The organism is Pseudomonas sp. (assembly GCF_033723075.1).
In the GTDB taxonomy this organism is placed as follows: Bacteria; Pseudomonadota; Gammaproteobacteria; order Pseudomonadales; family Pseudomonadaceae; genus Aquipseudomonas.
In genome coordinates this window covers 131,079-156,641 of record NZ_JAWVXU010000008.1, presented here as the reverse complement: position 1 = coordinate 156,641, position 25,563 = coordinate 131,079, and the positions used below count along the sequence as shown (strand labels likewise).

The 25,563-nt window shown below is 63.8% G+C and carries 21 protein-coding genes and 1 pseudogene; 10 read left to right on the top strand and 12 right to left on the bottom strand.

Annotation, left to right across the window (positions count from 1 at the left end; genetic code table 11):
- Positions 1–11: 11 nt before the first annotated feature.
- From cydB to cydP, 3 genes are read right to left on the bottom strand one after another with little or no spacing between them, the layout of a single operon-like run.
- Positions 12–1,154 (bottom strand): cytochrome d ubiquinol oxidase subunit II, encoded by a 1,143-nt coding sequence (cydB, locus tag R3355_RS11850; RefSeq protein ID WP_318961356.1) that lies wholly within the window; start codon positions 1,152–1,154, stop codon positions 12–14.
- A gap of 10 nt (positions 1,155–1,164) precedes the next feature.
- Entirely contained in the window at positions 1,165–2,751 is a 1,587-nt protein-coding gene (locus R3355_RS11845) for a cytochrome ubiquinol oxidase subunit I (protein WP_318961355.1), read from the bottom strand.
- A complete protein-coding gene (cydP, locus tag R3355_RS11840) occupies positions 2,748–2,951 on the bottom strand; it encodes a cytochrome oxidase putative small subunit CydP (protein WP_318961354.1) in 204 nt (67 codons plus the stop codon). The genes R3355_RS11845 and cydP overlap by 4 nt, the downstream gene beginning before the upstream one ends.
- 624 nt (positions 2,952–3,575) lie before the next feature.
- On the opposite strand from cydP, the gene R3355_RS11835 reads away from it, so the two are divergent.
- Together R3355_RS11835 and R3355_RS11830 are read left to right on the top strand one after the other, a co-directional pair.
- Complete coding sequence (locus R3355_RS11835) at positions 3,576–4,154, top strand: hypothetical protein (protein ID WP_318961353.1); 579 nt, start codon at positions 3,576–3,578, stop codon at positions 4,152–4,154.
- Positions 4,155–4,303: 149 nt separating this feature from the next.
- The gene (locus R3355_RS11830) at positions 4,304–4,735 is read left to right on the top strand and encodes an LIC_13387 family protein (RefSeq protein WP_318961352.1); all 432 of its coding nucleotides are present in this window, start codon (positions 4,304–4,306) and stop codon (positions 4,733–4,735) included.
- On the opposite strand, the pseudogene R3355_RS11825 reads toward R3355_RS11830, so the two are convergent.
- Positions 4,672–4,950: pseudogene (locus R3355_RS11825) on the bottom strand (hypothetical protein); the annotation flags it as partial. The gene R3355_RS11830 and the pseudogene R3355_RS11825 sit on opposite strands and share 64 nt — an antisense overlap.
- A 202-nt stretch (positions 4,951–5,152) precedes the next feature.
- On the opposite strand from R3355_RS11825, the gene R3355_RS11820 reads away from it, so the two are divergent.
- Entirely contained in the window at positions 5,153–5,830 is a 678-nt protein-coding gene (locus R3355_RS11820) for a DUF4197 domain-containing protein (protein WP_318948694.1), read from the top strand.
- A 345-nt stretch (positions 5,831–6,175) separates the two neighbouring features.
- On the opposite strand, the gene gtfA is transcribed toward R3355_RS11820, so the two are convergent.
- The 3 genes from gtfA to R3355_RS11805 all read right to left on the bottom strand — a co-directional run bounded on the left by gtfA (position 6,176) and on the right by R3355_RS11805 (position 12,216).
- Positions 6,176–7,618 carry a sucrose phosphorylase gene (gtfA, locus tag R3355_RS11815; protein ID WP_318961351.1) on the bottom strand — a complete coding sequence of 481 codons (1,443 nt, stop codon included), beginning with the start codon at positions 7,616–7,618 and terminating at the stop codon, positions 6,176–6,178.
- 408 nt (positions 7,619–8,026) lie between these two features.
- Positions 8,027–11,107 (bottom strand): efflux RND transporter permease subunit, encoded by a 3,081-nt coding sequence (locus R3355_RS11810; protein ID WP_318961350.1) that lies wholly within the window; start codon positions 11,105–11,107, stop codon positions 8,027–8,029.
- 5 nt (positions 11,108–11,112) lie between these two features.
- Positions 11,113–12,216: an efflux RND transporter periplasmic adaptor subunit gene (locus R3355_RS11805; protein ID WP_318961349.1), complete on the bottom strand. Its 1,104-nt coding sequence runs from the start codon at positions 12,214–12,216 to the stop codon at positions 11,113–11,115.
- Positions 12,217–12,307: 91 nt separating this feature from the next.
- On the opposite strand from R3355_RS11805, the gene R3355_RS11800 reads away from it, so the two are divergent.
- A complete protein-coding gene (locus tag R3355_RS11800) occupies positions 12,308–12,946 on the top strand; it encodes a TetR/AcrR family transcriptional regulator (protein WP_318961348.1) in 639 nt (212 codons plus the stop codon).
- An 81-nt stretch (positions 12,947–13,027) separates the two neighbouring features.
- Here the strand turns inward: R3355_RS11800 and trxB are convergent, their stop codons facing one another.
- Positions 13,028–13,975, bottom strand: coding sequence for a thioredoxin-disulfide reductase (gene trxB, locus R3355_RS11795; RefSeq protein WP_318961347.1), 948 nt, complete (start codon positions 13,973–13,975; stop codon positions 13,028–13,030).
- Positions 13,976–14,315: 340 nt separating this feature from the next.
- On the opposite strand from trxB, the gene cysZ reads away from it, so the two are divergent.
- The 3 genes from cysZ to R3355_RS11780 all read left to right on the top strand — a co-directional run bounded on the left by cysZ (position 14,316) and on the right by R3355_RS11780 (position 18,634).
- Entirely contained in the window at positions 14,316–15,062 is a 747-nt protein-coding gene (cysZ, locus tag R3355_RS11790) for a sulfate transporter CysZ (RefSeq protein WP_318961346.1), read from the top strand.
- 24 nt (positions 15,063–15,086) lie between these two features.
- A complete protein-coding gene (locus R3355_RS11785; RefSeq protein ID WP_318961345.1) occupies positions 15,087–16,289 on the top strand; it encodes a glycosyltransferase family 1 protein in 1,203 nt (400 codons plus the stop codon).
- A gap of 260 nt (positions 16,290–16,549) precedes the next feature.
- Positions 16,550–18,634, top strand: coding sequence for a TonB-dependent siderophore receptor (locus R3355_RS11780; RefSeq protein WP_318961344.1), 2,085 nt, complete (start codon positions 16,550–16,552; stop codon positions 18,632–18,634).
- A gap of 220 nt (positions 18,635–18,854) precedes the next feature.
- On the opposite strand, the gene R3355_RS11775 is transcribed toward R3355_RS11780, so the two are convergent.
- The 4 genes from R3355_RS11775 to R3355_RS11760 all read right to left on the bottom strand — a co-directional run bounded on the left by R3355_RS11775 (position 18,855) and on the right by R3355_RS11760 (position 21,921).
- A complete protein-coding gene (locus R3355_RS11775; protein WP_318961343.1) occupies positions 18,855–19,964 on the bottom strand; it encodes an NADH:flavin oxidoreductase in 1,110 nt (369 codons plus the stop codon).
- 56 nt (positions 19,965–20,020) lie between these two features.
- On the bottom strand, positions 20,021–20,614 hold the full coding sequence (locus R3355_RS11770; RefSeq protein WP_318961342.1) for a TetR/AcrR family transcriptional regulator: 594 nt from the start codon (positions 20,612–20,614) through the stop codon (positions 20,021–20,023).
- Positions 20,615–20,784: 170 nt separating this feature from the next.
- Complete coding sequence (locus tag R3355_RS11765; RefSeq protein ID WP_318948674.1) at positions 20,785–21,267, bottom strand: glutathione peroxidase; 483 nt, start codon at positions 21,265–21,267, stop codon at positions 20,785–20,787.
- Positions 21,268–21,435: 168 nt separating this feature from the next.
- On the bottom strand, positions 21,436–21,921 hold the full coding sequence (locus R3355_RS11760) for a peptidylprolyl isomerase (RefSeq protein ID WP_318948675.1): 486 nt from the start codon (positions 21,919–21,921) through the stop codon (positions 21,436–21,438).
- 99 nt (positions 21,922–22,020) lie between these two features.
- Between R3355_RS11760 and R3355_RS11755 the strand changes: the two genes are divergently transcribed.
- Genes R3355_RS11755 through pta form a run of 3 tightly spaced genes read left to right on the top strand, consistent with a single transcriptional unit; the run spans position 22,021 to position 25,549 of the window.
- The gene (locus R3355_RS11755; protein ID WP_318961412.1) at positions 22,021–22,248 is read left to right on the top strand and encodes a DUF3565 domain-containing protein; all 228 of its coding nucleotides are present in this window, start codon (positions 22,021–22,023) and stop codon (positions 22,246–22,248) included.
- Positions 22,249–23,436, top strand: coding sequence for an acetate kinase (locus tag R3355_RS11750; protein ID WP_318961341.1), 1,188 nt, complete (start codon positions 22,249–22,251; stop codon positions 23,434–23,436).
- 19 nt (positions 23,437–23,455) lie between these two features.
- Positions 23,456–25,549 carry a phosphate acetyltransferase gene (pta, locus tag R3355_RS11745; RefSeq protein WP_318948678.1) on the top strand — a complete coding sequence of 698 codons (2,094 nt, stop codon included), beginning with the start codon at positions 23,456–23,458 and terminating at the stop codon, positions 25,547–25,549.
- Positions 25,550–25,563 lie beyond the last annotated feature (14 nt).

Genomic DNA, 25,563 nt, shown 5'->3' with positions numbered 1-25,563 from the left:
GGTCGTGCTCCTCAATAAAGCCCGTGCGGGTTGTCTTGGATTTGCGCGGTGGTGACCTTGCCCCACATCTTGGCGTAGCACCACAGCGTGTAGCAGAGGATCAGCGGCACGAAGATGGCGGCGGCGACCAGCATGATGCCGAGGGTCATCTTGCTCGACACGGCGTCCCATACGGTGAGGCTGGAGGCCGGATCCAGGCTCGACGGCATGACGAAGGGAAACAGGGCGAAGCCGGCGGTACAGAGGGCGCCGACGATGGCCAGGCTGCTGCCGAGAAAGGCGATGCCGCCCTGCCGCGCGCTGGCACCGGCGAAGGCCAGGGCCGCGCCGAGGATGCCCAGCAGCGGGGCGATCTTGCTCAGCGGATAGTGGCCGTAGTTGGCCAGCCAGCCGGGATTGTCCTGCACGACGGTCTTGCCCAGCGGGTTGAGCGCCGCAGCCGGATCGAAGCTGGAGCTGATGACCAGGCCGTTGATATTGCCCAGCCACAGCCACAGGCCCGCACCGATGAAACTGGCCAGGAACACCAGCGCCAGCAGCCGCGCCGCCTGCCGCGCACGCTGGGCGATGACGCCCTCGGTGCGCATCATCAGCCAGGTGCCGCCGTGCAGGCCGAGCATGCTCAGGCTGACCACCCCGGCGAGCAGGCCGAAGGGGTTGAGCAGTTGCCACAGGCCGCCCTGGTAGCTGGAGCGCAGACTGTCGTCGAACTGGAAGGGCACGCCCAGCAGCAGGTTGCCGAAGGCCACGCCGAACACCAGCGAGGGCACCACCCCGCCGACGAACAGGCCCCAGTCCCAGCTTTGCCGCCAGCGGGTGTTTTCCAGCTTGCTGCGGTAGTCGAAGCCCACCGGGCGCACGAACAGGGCGAACAGCACCAGCAGCAGCGCCCAGTAGAAGCCGGAGAAGGCCGCCGCATAGACCAGCGGCCAGGCGGCGAACAGCGCGCCGCCGGCGGTGATCAGCCAGACCTGGTTGCCGTCCCAGTGCGGCGCGATGGTATTGATCACCACCCGCCGTTCGTTATCGCTGCGGCCGACGAAGAGCAGCAGCGCGGCGGCGCCGAGGTCGAAACCATCGGTCAGGGCGAAGCCGATCAGCAACACGCCGACCAGCACCCACCAGATCAGCTTGAGACTCTCATAATCGAACATGCTGTTCTCCTCAGGCCAGAGCCGGTTGCGCGCCAGGTGCCGCTGCCGGCGCCCGTTCGAAGTGGTAACGCCCGGTATGCAGACTGCTCGGGCCGAGCCGGGCGAACTTGATCATCAGGTACATCTCGATCACCAGCAGCACGCTGTAGAAGGCGGCCAGGGCGATCAGCGAGCCCCAGACATCGCCTTCCGAAACGCTGGAGGTGGACAGGTGGGTCGGCAACACTTCACCGATAGACCAGGGCTGGCGGCCATGCTCGGCCACGTACCAGCCGGTCTGTGCGGCGAACCAGGGCAGCGGCAGGCTCCACAAGGCCCACTTGAGCAGCCAGGGTTTGCTCTCCTCGTTCTTGCGCGCCGAAGCCCAGAAGGCGCAGACGAACAGGCCCAGCATGAGGAAGCCGCTGAGCACCATGATGCGGAAGGTCCAGAACAGCGAGGCGACATCGGGGATGGTGTCCAGGGCCGCCTGCTTGATCTGCGCCTCGCTGGCATCCACCACGGTCTCGCTGTACTTCTTCAGCAGCAGGCCGTAGCCGAGATCCTGTTTCACCGCGTTGAACGCGGCGATGTTGGCCGCACTCTTGTCGCCAGCGCGCAACTGGCTGAGCAGGCCGTAGGCGAGCATGCCATTGCGGATGCGCAGCTCGTGCTGGGCCACCAGATCCTTGATCCCGGTGACCTGCTGGTCCAGCGAGCGGGTGGCGATGATGCCCATGGCATAGGGAATCTTCACTGCATAGTCGGTGCGCTGCTCGGCCTGGTTGGGCAGGCCGAACAGGGTGAAGGCCGCCGGCGCCGCCTCGGTCTCCCACTCGGCCTCAATGGCCGCCAGCTTGGTTTTCTGCACGTCGCCGATCTCGTAGCCGGATTCGTCACCCAGCACGATCACCGAGAGGATCGACGCCAGGCCGAAGGCCGAGGCGATGGCAAAGGAACGCCGGGCGAAACCGAGGTCACGGCGCTTGAGCAGGTACCAGCTGGAGATCGCCAGGACGAAGATCGAGCCGGTGACGTAGCCGGCCGCCACGGTATGCACGAACTTGACCTGGGCCACCGGGTTGAACAGCAGCGCGCTGAAGCTGGTCAGCTCCATGCGCATGGTTTCGAAATTGAACTCGGCACCCACCGGGTTCTGCATCCAGCCATTGGCGATCAGAATCCACAGCGCCGACATGTTCGAGCCGATCGCCACCAGCCAGGTCACCCCCAGGTGCTGCACCTTGCTCAGGCGGTCCCAGCCGAAGAAGAACAGGCCGATGAAGGTCGACTCGAGGAAGAACGCCATCAACCCCTCGATCGCCAGCGGTGCGCCAAAGATGTCACCGACGTAGTGGCTGTAGTAGGCCCAGTTGGTACCGAACTGGAACTCCATGGTCAGCCCGGTGGTGACGCCAAGGGCGAAGTTGATGCCGAACAGCTTGCCCCAGAACTGGGTCATGTCCTTGTAGACCTGTTTGCCGGTCATCACATAGACCGACTCCATGATCGCCAGGAGAAACGCCAGGCCCAGGGTCAGCGGCACGAATAGAAAGTGATACAAGGCTGTCATGGCGAATTGCAGCCGCGACAGGTCGACAACGGTTTCCGAGATCATCTCGGTTTCTCCTCGGCGGGGGTGGATGCGGTTGAGCTGCCCAACAGGTGCTGACCGGTCTTCGCGCTGCCATCCCTGGGCACGGTCGGCGCATCGAACCAGAGCGTCTTGATGCCCATCAGCAGAACCAGCTTGATCACCAGGATCAGGCTGATCTCTTTCACCAGTCGGTGACGCAAGAAGTCGAAGTGAGCGGCCATGGCAGATACTCGTGGGGGTATATGAATTGTCTCGCAGCATGTCATTCGACTATTGATCCAGGGCAATGAAAGCCTGGTGGCCGCCGCGGCTATGCGTCGCAGCCCCCTCCGCCATACAAGGCAGGCGCAACTCGACTCGCCCGAGAAATTCATCGGCAGAATGCACACGCCAAGGCCGTCGACCTGTGCAGGGCATCAGCCGCTCGGTGGCAAGCCGGCGACACCGCAGGGGCCGCAGGATCGGACCCACGTAACGGTTTGACTTAGAAGAAAAACATCGCAAGACAATGGCCAATAAATCGCTTGGACAGCCCGTTCAGGCATCAAAACTCGTGCTTCAAGGGAAGGGATGCCGCGTGCTAATCCGTTCTTGCTGGCGGGGCGGTAGGGGTTGAGACAACTGCTATCGGTCACCTGAACCTGGGGGCGCGACAACAGCCATTTCGCTTCTTTAATCGGGGTACGCCTCTGCTGTTACGGCGCAAAGAACCCACAAGGCGCTCCAGCGTTTGCAGCCGACAGCACGGGCGCTATGCTGCATAAGCAGGACGCGTCGCGGTTGAAATGCGGCCGTCTGCGCTCTGCTGCAGGCATATTGCAGCCGCTGGTGTGGCCGAGGTACTTATGACACGGAGACGATCACTGCTCACACCGACCTCGCTCGTGCTCGCGTGCCTGCTTGCCGTCCCCATAGCCGACGCCCAGGCGTGGGAGTTGCAGGGCATAAAGAGCATCACCGCCACCACCCGCGACAATCAGCGGATCACCCTTGGCAGCGTGCGCTTCGAGCCGCGGGGTGATGGGACCGTGGCTTTCACCGTCAGCCTGGAGCCCTCGCGCTTCACCGATCACTTCCTGTCGATGAAGGAGTTCAAATGCCTCGACGGTCCGGGCGAAGTCGTCTGCCATGTGCCCTACCCGCACGCGCAGCCCCGCACCATTACTGCCGATGACCTGGCATGGCTGGAGCACAACCTGCTGTTCCTGTACCAGTTGCCGACCGATTTCGGCGCCAAGCTGTGGAACGGTTTGTACTTCCAACTGGAGCCGACAGAACAAGGGCTGCGGGGCAGGCCGCAAGCGATCGATCTCAACTACATCAGCGCGCCGTCAGACACCCCCGAGCAGCCGCCCTACCAACCGGAGCAGCGCGACGAGATTGCTCCGGGCGTGCGCTGGATCGAGTCCCTGATCATTGAGTAGTGCCCGCGGTGACCGCTAACCAGTGTCCAGGCGATTGGCAGGCCTGCTCATAGTGAACAACCCATTTACTCCATCGAGCGGGCTATACCAGCCTGCAGTTTCTTACAGCCGCTCAGGTAAACAGCTGAATAGTCTTTTGGGGAGTTGCCTTGTCATCAATAGCTTTTAACCCGGCACAGTATCTGGTTGCCGCGAGCGCGCTGGTCATCTTCGCCCTTGGCGCCCTGCATCTGCTGTTCACCTTCGTCGGGACCAAGTTGCAGCCGCGAGACCAGACGCTGCTGGCCCGCATGCGTGAGATTTCACCGAAGATCACCCGCGAAACAAGCATGTGGAAGGCTTGGGTTGGCTTCAATGCCAGCCATAGCTTCGGTGCTCTTCTATACGGTTGCGTCTACGCATACCTTGCCCTCGCGCATGGCGCCATGTTGTTTGCCTCACCCTACCTCCTCAGCGTTGGGCTCCTGCTGCTGTGCGGCTACACCTTTCTCGGCAAACGCTACTGGTTCAGCGTGCCTTACCGCGGCATCCTCCTGGCAACCGCACTGTATGTCGCAGCGCTCATCGCGCACTGGGCCTGACGCCGCGTGTTCGCCTCAAGTCCGCGACTCAGACCAGTCGCGTGCGCGGCTGCAGGCGGATCGTCGGCGTTGAGCAGGCTGAAGCCGTAGCGCTGGCCCGGGGTCAAACCGCCGCCCCTGAAGTGGAACCCCTGGAAGTGATAGCTGTTGAGATAGGGCCGCATCGCCAGCAGCACCCGCGGCAGGGTGCAAGCGTCGAGCACCTCGATATTGCCACTGTCGACGTTTCAGCCGAGGTTCATGGATACCGCTGGGCGCGCTGGCGCGGCCCGCGCGGGTTGGTGCGAGGACGATCCCGGAGCCCGGATAAGCCCCAGCGTCATCCGCTGAATGTTCCCGACAACCCTGGCGCTATTGGGCGCCAGCGCCCTGCTCCGCTAAGCTTGCTGTCTAACTCACCACAGGAAGGATCGCCCCATGCGTCGCATCACTGCACTCGTTGCCGGCCTGGCCTTGTCTGCCAGCGCTTTCGCCCTGTCGCTCGCCGACCTGACCCAACAGGACGCCAGCGGCGGGCTCAAGGACGCCTTGATCCAGGGCGCACAGGTGGCGGTCAAGCAGTTGGGCGCGCCCGGCGGCTTCAGCAATAACCCGGACGTACGCATCGAACTGCCGGGCAACCTCGGCAAGGCGGCGAAAACCATGAAGATGATGGGCATGGGTGCCCAGGTGACGCAGCTGGAAACCAGCATGAACCAGGCCGCCGAAGCTGCCGTACCCCAGGCCCAGGCGTTACTGGTGGATGCGGTGAAGAAGATGACCGTGCAGGACGCCAAGAGCATCCTCGCCGGCCCGCAGGATTCGGCCACCCAGTACCTGAACAAGAGCAGTCGCGAACAGATCCGCGCGCGCTTCCTGCCGATCGTCAAACAGGCCACCGACCAGGTCGGCCTGGCCCAGCAATACAACGCCTTCGCCGGCCAGGCCGCGAGCTTCGGCGTGGTCGACGCGAAGAGCGCCAGTATCGAGAATTACGTCACTGAACAGGCGCTGGACGGGTTGTTCGCGATGATCGCCGAGCAGGAAGCCAGCATTCGCCAGAATCCGGCCGGGGCGGCGACCAGTCTGGCGAAGAAGGTGTTTGGGGCGTTGTAGGAAGAGATGAGTTGATCTGAAAAAGCCAGACCTTGGGGTCTGGCTTTTTTGTGGAAAGACAAAACATTTATTGGAAGCGCTGGGTGAAGGCGAGAAGCCAAAGCATCGCGGCCATGGGCCGCTCCTACAGTTTGCTTTGCTTTTCTCACAGGCGACGCCAACCGCCCCATCAGGAGGCCGAAACGCAGCGAGTAGTGGAATCGTTGTGTAAGGGAGCGCGAGCCGGCATGGATGCGGCGAGAGGCTTAACGGGCCAGGGCCAGCCCGTTTAGGCCGGTCCCTGGGGCGCGCACTCCGTAGCCATGCCGTACACGAGCGCCAATCATAAACGCGGCAATACCCGGTTCAGCACCTGAAGGTCGTCTCCTCGCCGCCCTCCGACCCCGTGCAGGTCACGGTGGCTGTGCGGAAATTCAGGTCGACGTACAGGTGGCAACAATGCTCGCCGGCGCGCCAGCCCATCGACACACTCGACATGTTCGACTGGTGCAGCTCGAACTCGCCGGCGAAGGCCGGGTGAGTCGAGCGCAGCTCCATCAGGCTCAGCAGACGCTGCACCACGGGCGCTTGCAAGGCCTGCTCGGCCTCGTCCAGGGAATAGTAGTGGCGGTTGATTTCCCGCGCCTCGCCGGTTTCCTCCAGCAGCTCGGTGTCGTTGTGGCCCGCCAGCAAGCCGACGTAGTAGACCTGCGGAATGCCGGGGGTAAAGAACTGGATCGCCCGGGCGGCGATGTAGGCGTCCTCGTTGCCCTGCAGGGCATCGAAGAAGGTACAGGTGAGCTGGTAGATCGCGCCGACGCTGTGCACGTTGGCGGCCGAACGGCGCAGGATGGGGTCGGCGCTGCGTTCCGAGACGTTCTGGATCAGCGCCTCGATATGCTCGCGCGGAAGGATTTCCTCCACATCCGGAATGCAGATGCCGTCGTGGGTATCGAGCACGGTGATCTGGTTGTGCGGGCACATGCGCAGCCAGGACTTGAGGTACTGGCTGTTGCCGTCGAGCAGCGTGTACAGCAGCAGGGGCGGCAGGGCGAAGGCATAGGACCACATGCCGCGCGCCGAGATGGCGTACTGCCAACTCGGGTGGTCGTGTACCTCGGGGAGTATCTCTATGCCATTGCTCGCCGCCGTGTTCTTGAACCAGTCGAGGATTTGCCACACCTGCGGCTCGACCAGGAAGCAGCTGGTGCCGATCTTCTTGGTGGTGTAGCCGAAGGCATCCAGACGCAACAGCTTGACCCCGCGCTCGGCGAGAAAGGTGATGGTGTCGGCCATCATCTGGTAGGTCACCGGCGAGTCGTAGTTGAGGTCGATCTGACGCTCGGTGAAAGTGCACCAGACCCGCCCGCTGCTGCCGTCGGCAAAGGTAATTTCGCGGAAGGGTTCCTTTTCCTTGCGGATGTGGATCTTCGCCAGATCGTCCGGGCCGATCTCGCCCAGGCTGTCGACATCGACGAACATCTCGGCCCACTCCGAGGCCTTGCCCTTTTGCAGGTAGTCCTGGAACTCCGGCGAGTCATCGGCCAGGTGATTGAGTACCAGATCCAGACAGACGTCATAGTGCGCGGTCAGGCGCTCGATGTCTGCCCAATCGCCTAGCGCCGGGTCAATGCGCTTGTGCGTCAGCGGCGAGAAACCACTGTCGGCATTCGACGGAAAGGGCGGCAGAACATGCACCCCGCCCACCGCCCGACCGAGCTTGTGCTCGACGAAATTGGCCAGGTCAGCCAGATCCGAACCGATGCGGTTGGGATAGGCGATCAAGTGGACGGTATTTTTCAATGACATGCGAAGTCTCCCTGAATTCATGCAATTTAGTGCAACCCATGCAATGAGCAGCAGAAGACAAACCAGCGCAGGAATCAGGCCTGCAACGCAACGGATTCACGCGCAAAAGACCACGCCTGCCGGCAACTGCCTGCAACAACGGTAACAGCTTGAGCCCGGGATGTGGGCGGACAGCGCCCGCCAGCATCGGTTCGGCGCGCCGCGGAACGGGGCTAACAGAGGGATTTGTAGCGCCAGCGCCGTCGGCGAATGCCCGGCGGAGTGCACTGCACTCGGCGGCTTTTCCGGTTAACTGAAGGGGCGGCGTCGACCCTTCGGCCTGGCAGAACCTGCATACCCACATAGGCCCTACAAAAAACGCCGCTCACCAGAGCCAAGTGAACGGCGTTGCTCGGCTCAGCGGGCGGGTTAAACCGTCGGCCCCGGCTCTTGCTTGACCCGGAACCAGGCGGCATAGAGTGCCGGCAGGAACAGCAGGGTCAGCACCGTGGCGACGACCAGGCCACCCATGATGGCCACCGCCATCGGCCCGAAGAACACACTGCGCGACAGCGGGATCATCGCCAGCACCGCCGCCAGGGCGGTCAGTACTATCGGCCGGAAGCGGCGCACCGTGGCTTCGATGATGGCGTTCCAACTGTCCAGGCCGGCGCTTCTGTCCTGCTCGATCTGGTCAACCAGGATCACCGAGTTACGCATGATCATGCCGGACAGGGCGATGGTGCCAAGCATGGCGACGAAGCCGAACGGCTGGCGGAATATCAGCAGGAACAGGGTCACGCCGATCAGGCCCAGCGGCGCGGTGAGGAACACCATGGCCGAGCGCGAGAAGCTTTTCAGCTGCAGCATCAGCAGGGTCAGCACCACCACGATAAACAGCGGCACCCCGGCATTCACCGATTGCTGCCCGCGCGCCGAGTCCTCGACCGTGCCGCCGACTTCCAGCAGGTAGCCATCGGGCAACGCCGCGCGGATCGGCTCCAAGGTGGGCAGGATCTGTTTGACCAGACTGGCCGGCTGCTCTTTGCCGTAGATGTCGGCGCGCACGGTGACGGTCGGCAAGCGGTTGCGGTGCCAGATCACCCCTTCCTCGAACCCGTATTCAAGGATGGCGATCTGCGACAAGGGCACGCTGGTGCCGCTGTCGGTGGGTATCGCCAGGCTAGGCAAGAGACCGAGTTGCTGGCGCTCGCTCAGGGTGCCGCGCAGCAGAATCTCGATCAGCTCGTTGCCTTCGCGGTACTGACTCACCGACGAGCCAGTCAGCGAGCTGCGCAGAAAGCGCGACAGGTCGGCGGTGCTGATGCCCAGGGCACGTGCACGCTCCTGATCGATATTCAGGCGCACCACCTTGCTCGGCTCTTGCCAGTCCAGGTGCACGTTGGCCACATGCGGGTTGTCGCGCACCTTGTCCGCCACCTCGCGGGCCAGGGCACGAACCTCGTCGATATGCTCGCCGGAGACTCGCAGCTGCACCGGGTAGCCGACCGGCGGGCCGTTCTCCAGGCGCGAAACGCGCGTACGCAGGGTCGGGAATTCTTCACTCAGGGTGGTGATCAGCCAGCTGCGCAGTTTTTCGCGCTCCTCGATGCTTTTCGCCAGCACCACGAACTGGGCAAAACTGGCAGCCGGCAGTTGCTGGTCGAGCGGCAGGTAGAAGCGCGGCGAGCCCGTGCCGACATAGGCCACATAATTGTCGATGCCCTCGTGGCCATTGAGCAGTTGCTCGAGATGCGTGACCTGCTCTGCAGTGGCGCTCAACGAGGCGCCTTCGCCCAGTTTGAGGTCGACCATCAGCTCCAGACGCCCGGAAGCGGGGAAGAACTGCTGCGGCACGAAACGGAACAGCACTATCGAGGCGACGAACACAGCGAGGGTCAGCAGGATCACCGTCTTGCGCCGACGCACGCACCACTGCACGGTACGCCGCACCCGCTGATAGAACGGCGTCGAGTAGGGATCATGCCCCCCGGCGCTGCCGCCATGCTTGGCCGCGTGCAGCTTGGCCAGGTCCGGCAGCAGCTTGGCGCCCAGGTAGGGCACGAACATCACCGCGGCGACCCATGACACCAGCAAGGCGATGGTCACCACCTGGAAGATCGAGCGGGTGTACTCGCCGGTGCCGGACTGCGCGAGGGCGATCGGCAGAAAGCCGGCGGCGGTGATCAGGGTACCGGTGAGCATCGGAAAGGCGGTGCTGGTCCAGGCATAGCTGGCCGCCTTGATGCGGTCGTAGCCCTGCTCCATCTTGATCGCCATCATTTCCACGGCAATGATCGCGTCGTCGACCATCAGCCCCAGTGCCAACACCAGCGCGCCGAGGGAGATCTTGTGCAGGCCGATCCCCAGGTAGTACATGGCGGCGAAGGTCATCGCCAGCACCAGCGGAATCGACAGCGCCACCACCAGACCGGTGCGCAGGCCAAGGGAGAAGAAGCTCACCAGCAGGACGATGATCACCGCCTCGGTGAGCACGCGGATGAACTCGCCGACGCCGGCCTTCACCGCCGCCGGTTGATCCGAGACCTTGCGCAGCTGCATGCCGGCCGGCAGGGTTTCCTGCAGGCGGGCGAAGTCGATTTCCAGGGCATCACCCAGCACCAGGATGTCGCCGCCGGCCTTCATCGATACGGCCAGGCCGATAGCGTCTTCACCCATGAAGCGCATGCGCGGTGCGGGGGGGTCGTTGAAGCCGCGCTTGACCTCGGCCACATCGCCGATGCGGAAGGTCCGCTCGGCCACCCGGATCGGGAAGTTGCGGATGTCCTCGACCGACTCGAAACTACCGGTGACCCGCAGGCGCACGCGGTCCGAGATGGTTTCGAAGAAGCCGGCCGCCGCCACGGCGTTCTGTTCCTCCAGCGCCTGTTGCACCACGCCCAGCGGCAGGCCGAGGGTGGCCAGTTTGGTGTTGGACAATTCGATCCAGATCTTCTCGTCCTGCAGACCGATCAGGTCGACCTTGCCAACATCCTTGACTCGCTGCAGCTGCAGCTGCACGCGGTCGGCATAGTCCTTGAGCACCGCGTAGTCGAAACCTGCGCCGGTCAGTGCATAGATATTGCCGAAGGTGGTGCCGAACTCGTCGTTGAAGAACGGCCCCTGAATACCCGGGGGCAAGGTGTGGCGAATATCACCGACCTTCTTGCGTACCTGGTACCAGAGATCGGGAATCTCTTCGGAGTGCATCGAGTCGCGGGCGACGAACGTCACCATGGATTCGCCAGGTCGCGAGAAGGACACGATCCGCTCGTACTCGCCGGTCTCCATCAGCTTCTTTTCGATGCGCTCGGTGACCTGGCGGGCGATTTCCTCGGCGCTGGCGCCCGGCCAGTTGGTGCGCACCACCATGGCCTTGAAGGTGAACGGCGGGTCTTCGCTCTGGCCCAGCTTGGTATAGGAAATACCGCCGACCACCGCCAGCAACAACATGATATAGAGCACGATCTGACGATTGCGCAGCGCCCAGGCGGACAGGTTGAAATCCATCGGGGCTACTCCTTGGCGGCCAGATTGACCGTGCGATTAGCGCGGTCGACCGGGCGCACCTGCTGGCCTTCGCGCAGCACCTGCACGCCGGCGGCGACCACCCAGTCCTGGGCCTGCAGGCCCTCCAGCACCGGCACGCTGTTCTCGGCATAGGCACCGATGCGCACAGGCGTGCGCTTGAGCCTGGAGTCCTCGGGGTCGACCACCCAGACGTAGGGTTGGCCTTTTTCCGCGGACAACGCCGACAGCGGCACCGACAGCGGCACTTCGCCGTTGTGGGCGATGAATACCCGCGCACTCTGGCCCAGCTCGGCCGGCACCTCGCCTGCGCTGAAGGCCACGCGTGCGGCAAAGGTGCGCGACTGCGCATCGGCCGCCGGGGATATCTCGCGTATCCGCCCGGGGAAGCGTTGATCCGGCTGCGACCAGAGTTCGACCGCCACTGGCTGGCCGACCTTGAGACGCTCGTAGGCTTGCTCGGGCAGGCTGATCGAGACTTCACGCTCGCCATCGACGGCCAGGGTGAATACCGACTGCCCCGCCGCCACCACCTGACCGACCTCGACCATGCGCCGGGCGATCACGCCATCCTGCGAGGCACGCAACACGGCGTAACCGGCCTGATTGCTGGCCACCTCGAACTCGGCCCTGACCTGTTTGAGGCGCGCCATGCCCGAGCGGTAGAGGTTTTCCGCGTTGTCGTATTGCGAACGGCTGACCAGGTTGCGCCCCAGCAGGGTCTTGTAGCGATCACGCTCGGCCTTTACCAGCTGCAGATTGGCCTCGGCCGCGGCAACCTGCGCGCGGATGGCCTCGAGCTGCAGGCGCACATCCTGCGGGTCCAGCTCGGCCAGCGGTTGATCCTTCTTCACCTGGTCACCTACCTCGACCAGGCGCTTGGCGACCTTGCCACCGATGCGGAAAGCCAGCTCTGGCTCCAGGCGCGCGCGCACCTCTCCGGCATAGGCGTCCATCATTTCGGTCGCAGGTTGCGGCTGCACCACCATGGCGGGGCGGATAGACTGCGCGGCCGGCTCACTATTGCCACAGGCTGCGAGCAGAACGATGAGACTTGCGGGCACAGCAACGGACAAGGCATGGCGAAACATGATGGATGACCTTTCGAGAAGGTTTGGAATATTTGTACTGCCGGGTATAGTAAAAATAGCAAACTCACCAGTCCAGTATTAAAAGCAGCCAATGCCAAACAAGTTGTTACCACCCAGCGGCCCGGGCCGCCCAAAAGATCTCGTCAAGCGCCAGGCCATCCTGGAAGCGGCGAAAACCCTGTTCCTGCGCCGCGGCTACGACGGCAGCAGCATGGACGCCATCGCCGCCGAAGCCGGTGTGTCCAAACTGACGGTGTACAGCCACTTCACCGACAAGGAGACGCTGTTCTCCGCGGCGGTGAAGGCCAAGTGCGAGGAGCAGTTGCCCGAGCTGTTCTTCGAGCTGGCGCCAGGCGTGCCGATCGAGACCGTGCTGCTGAACATCGGTCGCGGCTTCCACACCCTGATCAACAGCCGCGAATCGGTGGAAATGCATCGGGTGATGGTGGCTCTGGCCAGCCAGGACCCGAAGCTGTCGAAGATGTTCTACGAAGCCGGCCCGCAACGCCTGCTCAGCGAGATGGAATGCCTGCTGAGCAAGGCCGACCAGGCAGGCCAGTTGCGCATCGCCGATGCGCACAGCGCCGCCGATCAGTTCTTCTGCCTGCTCAAGGGTGGCGCCAACTTCCGCCTGCTGATCGGCTGCGCCGGCCCCCAGCAAGGCGCAGACGCCGAACGGCATGTGCAGGACGCAGTGGAGATGTTCGTACGCGCCTATCGGCCGGAGTGAGGATGCAGGATGGGCCAATCCGGCTTTCAGCAGTCCCGCGTCCCGGCGCCTGGGTGCGCCGCCATGGACTGACCCCGGCCCTTACTGACCGTCGAGGAAACGCTCCACATCCAGAGCCGCCATGCAGCCGGCACCAGCCGAGGTAATCGCCTGGCGGTAGACATGGTCGGCGACGTCACCGGCAGCGAACACGCCCGGCACACTGGTGGCGGTGGCATTGCCGTCGCGACCGCCGTTGACCACCAGATAACCGTCCTTCAAGGCCAGCTGGCCGTCGAACAATGAGGTGTTGGGCGTATGGCCGATGGCGACGAACACGCCATCGACCCGCAACTCGTCGCTGCTGCCGTCATTGTTCTTCAGCCGCACGCCGGTAACGCCCATGTTGTCACCCAGCACTTCGTCGACCTGCGCATTGAGCTTGAACACGATCTTGCCTTCGGCGACCCGCGCCTGCAGCTTGTCCTGCAGGATCTTCTCGGCGCGGAAGGTCTCGCGGCGATGCACCAGAGTCACCTTGCTGGCGATATTGGCCAGGTACAGCGCCTCCTCCACCGCCGTATTGCCACCGCCGACCACTGCGACGTCACGGTTGCGGTAGAAAAAACCATCGCAGGTAGCGCACGCCGAAACGCCCTTGCCCATAAATGCCTCCTCGCTCGGCAAGCCGAGGTAACGGGCACTGGCACCGGTGGCGATGATCAGTGCATCGCAACTGTAGGTGGCGCTGTCGCCGACCAGGGTGAAGGGTTTGCCGGCCAGATCCACCGCATTGATGTGGTCGTAGACAATCTCGGTCTCGAAACGCTCGGCATGTTCCTGCATGCGCTGCATCAACGCCGGACCGGTCAGGCCATGGACATCGCCCGGCCAGTTGTCGACCTCGGTGGTGGTGGTCAACTGGCCGCCAGCCTGCATGCCGGTGATCAGCAGCGGTTTGAGGTTGGCCCGCGCGGCATAGACGGCGGCGCTGTAACCGGCAGGGCCGGAACCGAGGATGATCACCCGGGCATGGCGTGTTGCAGACATAAGAGACTCCTGCCAGGCGCTGAGCCGGCGAATGAAAAGGCATTGTCCCGGTTACCTGTTGCATGAGGGCATCTGCCTCCCCGCAGGCATTTCGCGGCTGAAGCCGCTCCTGCAGGAGGCCAGCCCCCCATGCAACAGGTCACGTGGAAATAGCCGAAAATCAACCCATCGTTGAACTGCTGCGCAGGCTACGCAGGCGCAGGCCATCAAGGAAATACCCTTTGCCAATTCCATGCATAGCCAATCCCTATGACATGACGCCTCGGCCAACGGCGGCAGACTTTCCCCTGCCGCACAAAGCCGGTAAGGTCGGCGCGACTTTCACCTCATGGAGAACCCCATGCCTGCTCCTGTGCTATCCGGCCCGCAATACCTGAGCGAAGGCCTGAAACTGGTGCTGAGCCCCGGTTTGCGGCTATTCGTGCTGCTGCCGCTGGCGATCAACCTGATCCTCTTCGTCGCCCTGGTCGGCTTTGCCGTGCAGCAGTTCGGCGGCTGGGTCGATGCCTTCATGCCAAGCCTGCCCAACTGGCTGAGCTTTCTCGAATACATCCTTTGGCCGCTGTTCGTGGTACTGGTTCTGCTGATGGTGTTCTTCACCTTCACCATGCTGGCCAATATCATCGCCGCACCGTTCAACGGCTTCCTCGCCGAGAAGGTCGAGGTGGTGGTGCGCGGCGAAGACTGCTTCCCGCCGTTTAGCTGGGGCGAACTGGCAGCCATGGTGCCGCGCACCCTGGGCCGCGAAATGCGCAAACTGGGGTACTTCCTGCCGCGCGCCATCGGCCTGCTGATCCTCACCTTCATCCCGGTGGTCAACCTGGTCGCTGCGCCGCTGTGGCTACTGTTCGGCGTGTGGATGATGGCCATCCAGTACATCGACTACCCGGCGGACAACAACAAGATGAGCTGGCAGGACATGCTCGCCTGGCTGCGCGAGAAACGCTGGCAATCGCTGGGTTTCGGTGGCATCACCTACGCCGCGCTGCTGATTCCCGGGGTCAACATCCTGATGATGCCGGCGGCGGTGGCCGGCGCCACGCTGTTCTGGGTGCGCGAGCGCGAAGCCGGGGCTGTCACAAAATAGCCACGGGACAGTCACCTTCGCTACATGACGGCAACCGACACTGCCGTCATGACTACCTCGCCTCTCTTTATCGCACTGATCACTGAAACCTTCCTCCCGGAAATCAATGGCGTGGCCAATACCCTCGGTCGCCTGGTAGATGGCCTGCGCGCACGCGGTCATCGCCTGCAACTGGTGCGGCCACGGCAGAGCAGTGATGACGGCCGCAAAAGCGACGAGCAACTGCTGCTGACCCGCGGCTGGCCGCTGCCCGGTTATCCCGGCCTGCAGTGGGGCCAGTCGTCACTGCACAAGTTGCTGCGACACTGGAAACGGCAGCGCCCGGACGTGCTCTATATCGCCACCGAAGGCCCGCTCGGCCTGTCCGCTCTGCGCGCCGCGCGGCGCTTGCAGATCCCGGTGGTCAGCGGCTTTCACAGCAACTTCCAGCAGTACACCGGGCATTACGGTATCGCCCTGCTGACCCGCGCGCTGACCAACTACCTGCGCTGGTTCCACAACCGTTCGCGCATGACCCTGGTGCCCAGCGCCAGCCAGCAGATCGAACTGCAACGCCGCGGTTTCGAACGCCTGGAACTGCTCGCCCGCGGCGTTGACAGCCAGCTGTTTCATCCCGGCAAACGCTGCAATAGCCTGCGCATGAGCTGGGGGCTGGTCGAGAGCGATATCGCCCTCCTGCATGTCGGCCGCCTGGCGGCGGAGAAGAACCTGGCGCTTCTGGTAGAAAGCTATCACGCCCTGCAACAGGCCCACCCGCAGCAACGCCTGAAACTGATTATTGTCGGCGACGGGCCGCAGCGCGCCAGCCTGCAACAGCAGCTGCCGGATGCATTGTTCTGCGGCCTGCAGCGCGGCGAGGCACTGGCCGCGCACTATGCCTCGGGGGATCTGTTCCTGTTTCCCAGCCTCTCGGAAACCTTCGGCAACGTGGTACTCGAAGCCCTCGCCTCGGGCCTCGGTGTGGTGGCATACGACCAGGCTGCGGCGGCGCAACATATCCGCCACGGTCATAGCGGCGCCCTGGCCGTGGCCGAAGATGAACAGGGTTTTATCGAAGCCGCCAGCTGGCTGCTGGAGGAGCCGGAAAGCCTGCGGCGGGTGCGCCTGAATGCCAGGCAACACGCGTCGCAGCAAGGCTGGCCGGCGATCGTCGAACTGTTCGAGCAGCATCTGCGCAGCGCCCTGGCGCCGGCACTCGCACTGCCCGCCGAATGCACCCCGCCCTAGGGCGCACACAAAGCGGATCCCCGTCAGCGCCCCGCCACGCCCCCCCCCCAGCGCCTGGGTTGTCCTCCCCCTCCTGGTCACCCCGGGCTCGGTGCAGATCGATTCGCGCCCGCAAACGACATTCACTGGCATTCAATAATAAATCTTATTAATATCTCGCAATCCTCCCTCGCCTGCGTACGCACGGATCGCGACCTGCAGCCCCTCGTCTTGAAGACACGCCGGCACCGCCCTCATCCCCACCTAGACGAAGTCTGCTAATGAATAACCATGCCCGTTTGTTTTCTCTGCCGCTCAACCTGCTGGCGCTGACCATCAGCCACGCCGCCTATGCCGAAGAAGCCAGCCAACAGAAAGTCCTTGCCCCCATGGTGATCAAGGGCGATGTGCTGGGCAGCGCCAGCGACAAACAAGTGCGCACCTATGCCGGCAGCCGCAGCGTGGTCGACAGCGAAGACCTGAGCAAAGCCAGCGTGCGCGGCCTCGACGACGCCTTGCAGCGCGTCCCCGGGATCAAGGTGTTCGACGAGACCGGCACCGGCGCCCTGCCGCAAATTTCCGTGCGCGGCCTCTACGAGAGCCGCAGCGGCCGCGCCCAGGTGCTCTCCGACGGCATCCCGCTGTCGCTGGCGCCTTACGGCCAGACCAGCCTCTCGCTGTTCCCGCAGACCCTGGCGACCGTCGAGCGCATCGATATCGTGCGTGGCGGCGCGGCGGTGCAGTACGGGCCGAACAACGTCGGCGGGGTGATCAACCTGATCAGCAAGCCGATCCCTCACCAATGGCAGACCACCCTGCAGGAAAAGGCCACCTTCGCCCCCGGCGGGCGCAGCCTGTGGGACAGCTACATCGGCACCGGCGGCTACCTGACCGACAACTTCGGCCTGCAACTGGATCTCAACACCGTCAGCGGCGAATACGGCCGCGAACATTCCGACAGCGAAGTACAGAACTACCGCCTGCGCGGCCAGTGGGACATCGACGACAGCCGCAGCCTGAGCTTCGGTGTGCAGCGCTATATCGCCGATCTGGACTTGGCCGGCGCCCTTAGCGTCGCCGACTACAAGGACGATCCGCGCCAATCGACGCGCAACCTCGACCGTTTCGAGGGTGATACCGACCGCGTCTGGGGCACCTACAACCAGTACCTCGGCGCCATCGGTCCCTTCGATGCGGTGGAGTTCAGCTGGACCAACTTCGCCCATCACAGCTACCGCAACTTCCTGGTCGGCCTGCCCTTCACCCCGGACGCCACGCCGACGACCTTTCAGGACGCACCGCGCGACTTCCGCGTCTGGGGCAGCGAGCCGCGCCTGAGCATGAGTATCGACGGCGATAGCGTCAGCCAGACCTGGCTGCTCGGCGCGCGCCTGGTCAAGGAAGACGTCGACTTCAAGGTCAACCGCGAGAACCTGAGCACCGGCGCCCAGAGCGTGATCCGCGACTGGACCTTCGACGACGAGGCCAAGGCGGTGTACCTGAGCAACGAGATCAAGCTCCTCGACGACCGCCTGACCCTGACTCCGGGGGTGCGTTACGAACACGCACGCATGGAGTACGCCGACGGCGTCAGCGGCGTCGAGCGTGAAACCGTCGCCGAAGAGTGGCTGCCGGGCCTGAGCGCCGGCTACCAGCTCAGCGACCAGTGGTTCGTCTACGCCAACGCCCAGCGCTCGCTGCGGGTGCCGCAGATCACCTCGATCGTCAAGGACGGCGATGTCGCCGCCGAGCTGGCCTGGAACTACGAGAGCGGCGTGCGCTACACGCCCTGGGCCGGACTGCGGGTCGACCTCGGCCTGTACCGCATCGATTTCGACGACCAGATCGAATACAACCGCAGCAACGACCGCTTCGAGAACCTCGGCAGCACCCGCCACCAGGGCCTCGAAACCGAGGTGTTCTGGACCCCGGCCGCGCTGCCGACCCTCGATCTGCATGCCGGCTACGCCTACCTCGACAGCGAACAGCGCAGCGGCACCTTCAAGGGCAACGAGGTACCCTTCGCCTCCGCACATCAGCTGACCGTCGATGGCCGCTACCGTTTCGCCGAAGCCTGGAGCTACACCCTCGACGGCCTCTACGTCAGCAGCGCCTACACCGACGCGGCCAATAGCCACGCCGAGGATGCCAACGCGACAGTCGGCGAGTTGCCCGCCTACTGGCTGTGGAACACCGCCATCGAGCGCGAGTTCAAGCTCGACGACGGCAGCCGGCTGACCACCTCCGCCGGGGTCAGCAACCTGTTCGACCGCCAGTACTACTTCCGCGGCATCGACACCAGCCCCTGGGGCCGCCAACCGGCACCCGGCCGCACCCTGACCCTGGGCGTCAACTACAGCTTCTGATCCACCCATTCGTACTCCACGACCATCCCTTCGTGGTGCGCAGCGAGCAACCGGCACAAGGACGTAGGAGCGGACATGGCCCGCTCCTACGCCCCTCCTAAAACCGTAGCGCCGATGCACGAGCCGCCGACCATAGTGTTTCTCTAGGCGAAAAAAAGCCCCGAAATGTCGGGGCCGAGGAAGTGTTGCGCCGTTTTGCGGCGCACACTTAAAAGGGGAATCAGACCAGCGTGGTCAGCGCATTGCGGCTGAACGGCAGGATGTCCGCCTCACGGCCTTCGCGCACCTTGAGTGCCCAATCCGGGTCGACCAGCAGTGCGCGGCCCACGGCCACCAGGTCGAATTCCTGGTTGTTCAGGCGCTCCAGCAGATTTTCCAGGCTGGCCGGCTCGGCGACCTTGTCGGTGTTGACCATGAACTGCAGGAACTCGCCGTCCAGGCCGACGCTACCGACGGTGATGGTCGGCTTGCCGGTGAGCTTGCGTGTCCAGCCGGCCAGGTTGAGGTCCGAGCCTTCGAATTCAGGCTCCCAGAAACGTCGGGTCGAGCAATGGAAGATATCCACGCCGGCATCGCTGAGCGGCTTCAAGAAAGCTTCCAGGGCTTCTGGGGTTTCCACCAGGCGCGCGCTGTAGTCCTGCTGCTTCCACTGCGAGAAGCGGAAGATGATCGGGAAATCCGCGCCGACCGCGGCGCGTACGGCCTGGATCAGTTCGATGGCGAAGCGCGAACGCTGGGCCAGGTCACCGCCGTATTCGTCGCTGCGCTGGTTGCTGCCGGCCCAGAAGAACTGGTCGACCAGATAACCATGGGCGCCGTGGATTTCCACCCCGTCCATACCGATGCGCTGGGCATCCTTGGCGGCCTGGGCGAAGGCGGCGATGACTTCCTGGATGTCGTCATGGGTCATGCCGTGGACCACGACATTGCCTTCCTTGATCTTCTCGCTCGGGCCATAGCCCGGCACGCTGGCGTCCGGTTCGGTGCCGAGTTTGCGCACATTACCGACGTGCCACAGCTGCGGAACGATCTTGCCGCCTTCGGCGTGTACCGCCTCGACCACTTTCTGCCAGCCGGCCAGGGCGTCTTCGCCGTAGAAGCGCGGCACATTGGGGTAACCGTTGGCGGCCTTGTGACCGACGGTAGTGCCTTCGCTGACGATCAGGCCCACACCGCCGGCGGCGCGGCGACGGTAGTACTCGATGACCTTGCTGTTGGGCACGCCACCCGGCGAGAAGGAACGGGTCATGGGCGCCATCACCACACGGGTCGGCAGCTCCAGCGCGCCCAGGCTGAAGGGTTGAAACAAGGCTTTTACCGGGTCGTTCATCGTCGTTCCTCTGTCGGCCAAGTGACCGGTCGTCTACTAAATGGGGTTTTAAAAAATCAGGCCCGCAGCAATAGCTGCAGCCGCTGCATGAAGTCTGCGAGGGCGCGGGTGCTGTTCGCCACTTTCAGCCGCGTCAGGGCGCCCTGCCAGGCACTGGTGATGAAGCTGGCCAGGCTGCGGCAATCCTCGTCGGTGGCAAGCTCGCCTAAAGCCTGCGCCTGTTGCAGGCAGGCCTGCAGAATGTCCGCCGAGCGCTGCAAGATGGCGTCGATCTCGGCGCCCAGGGTGGGCGACAGCTCGGCCATTTCGAAACTCAGGCTGCCGATAAAGCAGTGGTATTCGAGTTTTTCCTGACGGGCGAAGTGCTCCACCAGCTCGCCGTAATAACCGACGATGCGCGCCCGCGGGCTCAATGCCGGGTTTTCCAGCGCCTGGGCATAGCGCTGCAAACGTGGGCCATAGACCTGCTGCAAGGCCTGCAGGGCGAACTCTTCCTTGCTGGCGAAGTAGTGGTAGAAGGAGCCCTTGGGTACGCCGGCGGCCTGGACGATTTCCTGCACGCCAGCGCCGTGATAACCGCGACGGGTCATCACCTCGGCGCCTTTGGCGAGGATCAGGTCACGTTTGTCGAGTCGTTGGTTGGCGTTCATGCCGGCAAGGATATGACCGGTCGTCTCGCCCCGCCCAGCACTATAGATTTACGTGATAAGCGGCTACAACGACGGAAGAAGGGCCAGCCTGTAGCCCGGCTGTACAGCGGGGACGGTATCCGCCGCACGCTATTCCCCGAATTGCATCCGGGCTACGGGACTTGGGGCTTTCAGTCCAGGGCTTTTTCGATGGCCTGGATCAATGCGGGGTCATCCGGCGCAGTGCGCGGCGAGAACCGCGCCAGTACCCGGCCGTCCTGACCGACCAGAAACTTCTCGAAATTCCAGGTGATGTCGCCGGGAAACTCCGCCCCCTCACCGGCCAGCAGGCGGTACAGCGGATGACGATCATGACCATTGACCTCGATCTTGCTGCCCAGGGGAAAGGTCACCCCATAGTTCAGGCTGCAAAACTCACGAATCACCTCTTCGCTGTCGGGCTCCTGCTCGGCAAACTGGTTGCACGGCAGGCCGAGCACGGTAAATCCCCGTGTGCGGTATTGCTGGTAAAGCTTCTCCAGCCCGGCATATTGTGGGGTCAACCCGCACTTGGAGGCGACGTTGACCACCAGCACCACCTGCCCTTTGAATGGCGCCAGGGGCAATTCCTGGCCATCCAGCGCACGCAGATTGAGGTCGTGAAAGGCACTCATGACTAGCTCCTTGAGAACGTTCTGAATTAGCCACCGCGGATAAAAAAGGCGCCTCTATGAAGGCGCCTTCTTTTCAACTCAGCTTAGCAGTCGGCGGCGCAGTTGCTACGACCATAAGTCGTTTTCAGCAAGCGGCCAGAACCTGATTCACGACATTGCAGCCGTGGATCAGTGCTGGTGACCACCTTCGCCATGCACGTGGCCATGAGCAACTTCTTCCTCGCTGGCGTCACGCACTTCGACCACTTTGACTTTGAAGTTCAGGCGCTGGCCAGCCAGGGGGTGGTTGCCGTCGACGATCACGTCGTCGCCGTCCAGGTCACGAATGGTGACGATCTGCATGCTGCCGTCCGGACCGGAGGCGTGGAACTGCATGCCGACTTCCAGTTCGTCGACGCCTTCGAACATCGAACGGTTGAGGGTGGCGACCAGTTCGGCGCTGTATTCGCCATAGGCCTCTTCCGGCTCTACGGACACATCCAGTTCGTCACCGGATTGCTTGCCGAGCAGGGCCTTTTCCAGGCCGGCGATGATGTTGCCGGCGCCTTGCAAGTAAACCAGCGGCGCGCCGCCAGCGGAACTATCGATCACCTCACCGGCATCGTTGGTCAGGGTATAGTCGATAGAGACTGCCTTATTGGGGGCGATCAGCATGGGCGAGACCTTTTGCAGAGAAATAAAGAACGTACAAGTCTAACCAAGGGTGCGCGCGAAAGCGAACCCGGCCCTGACGGACGGCTGGACGCGGCCTTGGTGCAACTGATTGACTTTGGTCAGGACGCCGACGGCCATTGGCTGGCAATCTTGTCCTGCGGTCATACTCAGCACTTGCGTCATCAACCGCCCTGGCAAAATCGTGCCTGGGTGCTCGACCCCAAACAACGCGCTACACGCCTGGGCCAGCCGTTCGCCTGCGGCTGGTGCACGGCGGCTATCGTCCCCGACGCAGCCAACCCGAGCGACACAGACAAGGAGGGGTAAATGCCGGCACGCAATATTCTGGTAATCAACTGCGGCAGTTCTTCGATCAAATTCGCCCTGGTCAATGAAGCCCACTCGCAATTCACCCTCAGCGGCCTGGCAGAACGCCTCGGCAGCCACGATGCGGTGCTGCACTGGCAGCGCGGCGGCGAGAAGGACAGCCTGATGATCCCCAATGGCGATCACCGCGCGGCCCTCGCCCAACTATTGCCGCTGGTACAGGGTGCCGCCGGCGGCAAGCTGCACGGCATCGGTCATCGCGTGGTGCATGGCGGCGAACATTTCACCGCGGCCAGCCGCCTGGATGAAGCCACCTTGCGCGCCATTCGCGCCACGGCGCCGCTGGCGCCGCTGCACAATCCGGCCAACCTGCAGGGCATCGAGGCGGCGATCAAGTTGTTCCCCAACCTGACCCAGGTGGCGGTGTTCGATACCGCCTTCCACCAGACCCTGCCCGAGCATGCCTTTCGCTATGCGCTACCGGACAGCCTCTACCGCGAGCACGGCGTACGCCGTTACGGCTTCCACGGCACCAGCCACCGCTACGTCAGCCACCGCGCGGCGGAACTGGCCGGCCTGTCGGTCGGCGACAGCAGCTGGCTGGTGGCGCACCTGGGCAACGGCTGTTCGACCTGCGCCATCGTCAATGGCCAGAGCCGCGACACCAGCATGGGCCTGACCCCGCTGGAAGGCCTGGTGATGGGTACCCGCAGCGGCGATGTCGACCCCAACCTGCACAGCCACCTGGCGCGCACCCTGGGCTGGAGCCTGGAGCGCATCGACCAGCTGCTGAACCAGGAAAGCGGCCTGCTCGGCCTGTCCGGACTGTCCAACGACATGCGCAGCCTCGAGCAGGCCCGCGGGCAGGGCCATGCCGGCGCGACCCTGGCCATCGAGGTGTTCTGCTACCGCCTGGCCAAATCGCTCGCGGCCATGAGCTGCGCCCTGCCACAGTTGGACGGGCTGATCTTCACCGGCGGCATCGGCGAGAACTCGCCGTTGATCCGCAGCAAGACAGTCGCCCACCTCAAACTGTTCAACCTGGCCCTGGACAAGGAGGCCAACGCCCGCACCGTGCGCGGCGTAGGCGGTCCGATCCAGGCCTATGGCCACCCGCGTGTGCTGGTGGTACCGACCAACGAAGAACGCCAGATCGCCCTCGACACCCTGGCCCTGCTCAACGCCTGAGCGCCCCACCGGAGACACCATGCACACCTTCTTTATCTCGCCCACCGGCTTTGGCGTCGGCCTCACTTCCATCAGCCTCGGCCTGGTTGGCGGCCTGGAGCGCGCCGGCCTCAAGGTCGGTTTTTTCAAACCGATCGCCCAACCCCACCAGGGCGACGACGGCCCGGAACGCTCCAGCGAGCTGATAGCCCGTACCCATGGCCTGCACTCGCCAAAACCACTGGCCCTGGCGCATGTCGAGCGCATGCTCGGCGACGGGCAACTGGATGAATTGCTCGAGGAAATCATCAACCTGTACCACCAGGCTGCCGCCGGCAAGGATGTAGTCATCGTCGAAGGCATGGTGCCGACCCGCCAGGCCAGCTATGCGGCGCGGGTCAACTTCCACCTGGCCAAGAGCCTGGATGCCGAGGTGATCCTGGTCTCCGCACCGGAACAGGAAAGCCTGAGCGAACTGTGCGACCGGGTAGAAATCCAGGCGCAGCTGTTCGGCGGCCCGCGAGACCCGAAAGTGCTCGGAGTGATCATCAACAAGGTGCGCAGCGAAGATGGCGTCGAGGCCTTCTGCGAGCGCCTGAAGGAACACTCGCCGCTGCTCAAGAGCGAAGACTTCCGCCTGCTCGGCTGCATTCCCTGGCAGGACGAACTGAACGCCCCGCGCACCCGCGACATCGCCGACCTGCTCGGCGCACGCGTACTCAATGCCGGCGACTACGAGCAGCGACGCATGCTCAGGATCATGCTCTGCGCCCGCGCCGTGGCCAACACCGTGCAACTGCTCAAGCCCGGCACCCTGGTGGTTACCCCCGGCGATCGCGACGACATCATCCTCGCCGCCAGCCTGGCGGCAATGAACGGCATGCCGCTGGCCGGCTTGTTGCTGTGCAGCGACTTCGTGCCCGACCCGCGGATCATGGAGCTGTGCCGTGGCGCCCTGCAAAGCGGCCTGCCAGTGATGACGGTGCGCACCGGGTCCTACGACACCGCCACCGACCTCAACCGGTTGAACAAGGAAATCCCGGTGGATGACAAGGAGCGCGCCCAGAAGGTCGCCGACTTCGTCGCCAGCCATGTCGACCATGACTGGCTGCGCACCCGCTGCGGCACTCCACGGGAACTGCGTCTGTCACCCTCGGCGTTTCGCTATCAATTGGTCCAGCGGGCCAAGGCCGCCGACAAACGCATCGTCCTGCCGGAAGGCAGCGAGCCACGCACGATCAAGGCGGCCGCTATCTGTCAGGCGCGCGGCATCGCTCGCTGCGTGCTGCTGGCCAAACCGGAAGAGGTACACGCCGTGGCCCAGGCTCAGGGCATCGAGCTGCCGGCAGGGCTGGAAATCCTCGATCCGGATCTGATCCGCGAACGCTATGTCGAACCCATGATCGAGCTGCGCAAGGGCAAGGGCCTCAACGCACCCATGGCCCTGGCGCAACTGGAAGACCACGTGGTGCTCGGCACCATGATGCTGGCCCTGGACGAGGTCGACGGCCTGGTCTCCGGTGCCATCCACACCACCGCCAACACCATTCGCCCGGCCTTGCAGCTGATCAAGACTGCACCGGGCTACAACCTAGTGTCCTCGGTGTTCTTCATGCTGCTACCTGATCAGGTCCTGGTCTATGGCGACTGCGCGGTCAACCCGGACCCGAGTGCGGCGCAGCTGGCGGAGATCGCCGTGCAAAGCGCCGCGTCGGCCACGGCCTTCGGCATCGAACCACGGGTAGCCATGCTCAGCTACTCAACTGGCGACTCGGGCACCGGCGAGGAAGTCGAGAAAGTCCGCGAGGCAACCCGCCTGGCCAAGCTGATAAACCCGGACCTGTTGCTCGACGGCCCCCTGCAGTACGACGCCGCCGCTATCGAAAGCGTCGGCCGGCAGAAGGCACCGAACAGTCCGGTGGCCGGCCGGGCCACGGTCTTCGTGTTCCCCGACCTGAATACCGGCAACACCACCTACAAGGCGGTACAGCGCAGCGCCGACTGCATCAGCGTCGGCCCCATGCTGCAAGGGCTGCGCAAGCCGGTCAACGACCTGTCGCGCGGCGCGCTGGTCGACGACATCGTCTACACCATCGCCCTGACCGCCATCCAGGCGGCCAACTTGCCGCAGTAGCTGCCCGCTCACCC

Coding starts and splice junctions, on each gene's coding strand:
- cydB (WP_318961356.1), bottom strand. CDS start 1,154: ATGTTCGATTATGAGAGTCTCAAGCTGATCTGGTGGGTGCTGGTCGGC.
- R3355_RS11845 (WP_318961355.1), bottom strand. CDS start 2,751: ATGATCTCGGAAACCGTTGTCGACCTGTCGCGGCTGCAATTCGCCATG.
- cydP (WP_318961354.1), bottom strand. CDS start 2,951: ATGGCCGCTCACTTCGACTTCTTGCGTCACCGACTGGTGAAAGAGATC.
- R3355_RS11835 (WP_318961353.1), top strand. CDS start 3,576: ATGACACGGAGACGATCACTGCTCACACCGACCTCGCTCGTGCTCGCG.
- R3355_RS11820 (WP_318948694.1), top strand. CDS start 5,153: ATGCGTCGCATCACTGCACTCGTTGCCGGCCTGGCCTTGTCTGCCAGC.
- gtfA (WP_318961351.1), bottom strand. CDS start 7,618: ATGTCATTGAAAAATACCGTCCACTTGATCGCCTATCCCAACCGCATC.
- R3355_RS11810 (WP_318961350.1), bottom strand. CDS start 11,107: ATGGATTTCAACCTGTCCGCCTGGGCGCTGCGCAATCGTCAGATCGTG.
- R3355_RS11805 (WP_318961349.1), bottom strand. CDS start 12,216: ATGTTTCGCCATGCCTTGTCCGTTGCTGTGCCCGCAAGTCTCATCGTT.
- R3355_RS11800 (WP_318961348.1), top strand. CDS start 12,308: ATGCCAAACAAGTTGTTACCACCCAGCGGCCCGGGCCGCCCAAAAGAT.
- trxB (WP_318961347.1), bottom strand. CDS start 13,975: ATGTCTGCAACACGCCATGCCCGGGTGATCATCCTCGGTTCCGGCCCT.
- cysZ (WP_318961346.1), top strand. CDS start 14,316: ATGCCTGCTCCTGTGCTATCCGGCCCGCAATACCTGAGCGAAGGCCTG.
- R3355_RS11785 (WP_318961345.1), top strand. CDS start 15,087: ATGACGGCAACCGACACTGCCGTCATGACTACCTCGCCTCTCTTTATC.
- R3355_RS11780 (WP_318961344.1), top strand. CDS start 16,550: ATGAATAACCATGCCCGTTTGTTTTCTCTGCCGCTCAACCTGCTGGCG.
- R3355_RS11775 (WP_318961343.1), bottom strand. CDS start 19,964: ATGAACGACCCGGTAAAAGCCTTGTTTCAACCCTTCAGCCTGGGCGCG.
- R3355_RS11770 (WP_318961342.1), bottom strand. CDS start 20,614: ATGAACGCCAACCAACGACTCGACAAACGTGACCTGATCCTCGCCAAA.
- R3355_RS11765 (WP_318948674.1), bottom strand. CDS start 21,267: ATGAGTGCCTTTCACGACCTCAATCTGCGTGCGCTGGATGGCCAGGAA.
- R3355_RS11760 (WP_318948675.1), bottom strand. CDS start 21,921: ATGCTGATCGCCCCCAATAAGGCAGTCTCTATCGACTATACCCTGACC.
- R3355_RS11750 (WP_318961341.1), top strand. CDS start 22,249: ATGCCGGCACGCAATATTCTGGTAATCAACTGCGGCAGTTCTTCGATC.
- pta (WP_318948678.1), top strand. CDS start 23,456: ATGCACACCTTCTTTATCTCGCCCACCGGCTTTGGCGTCGGCCTCACT.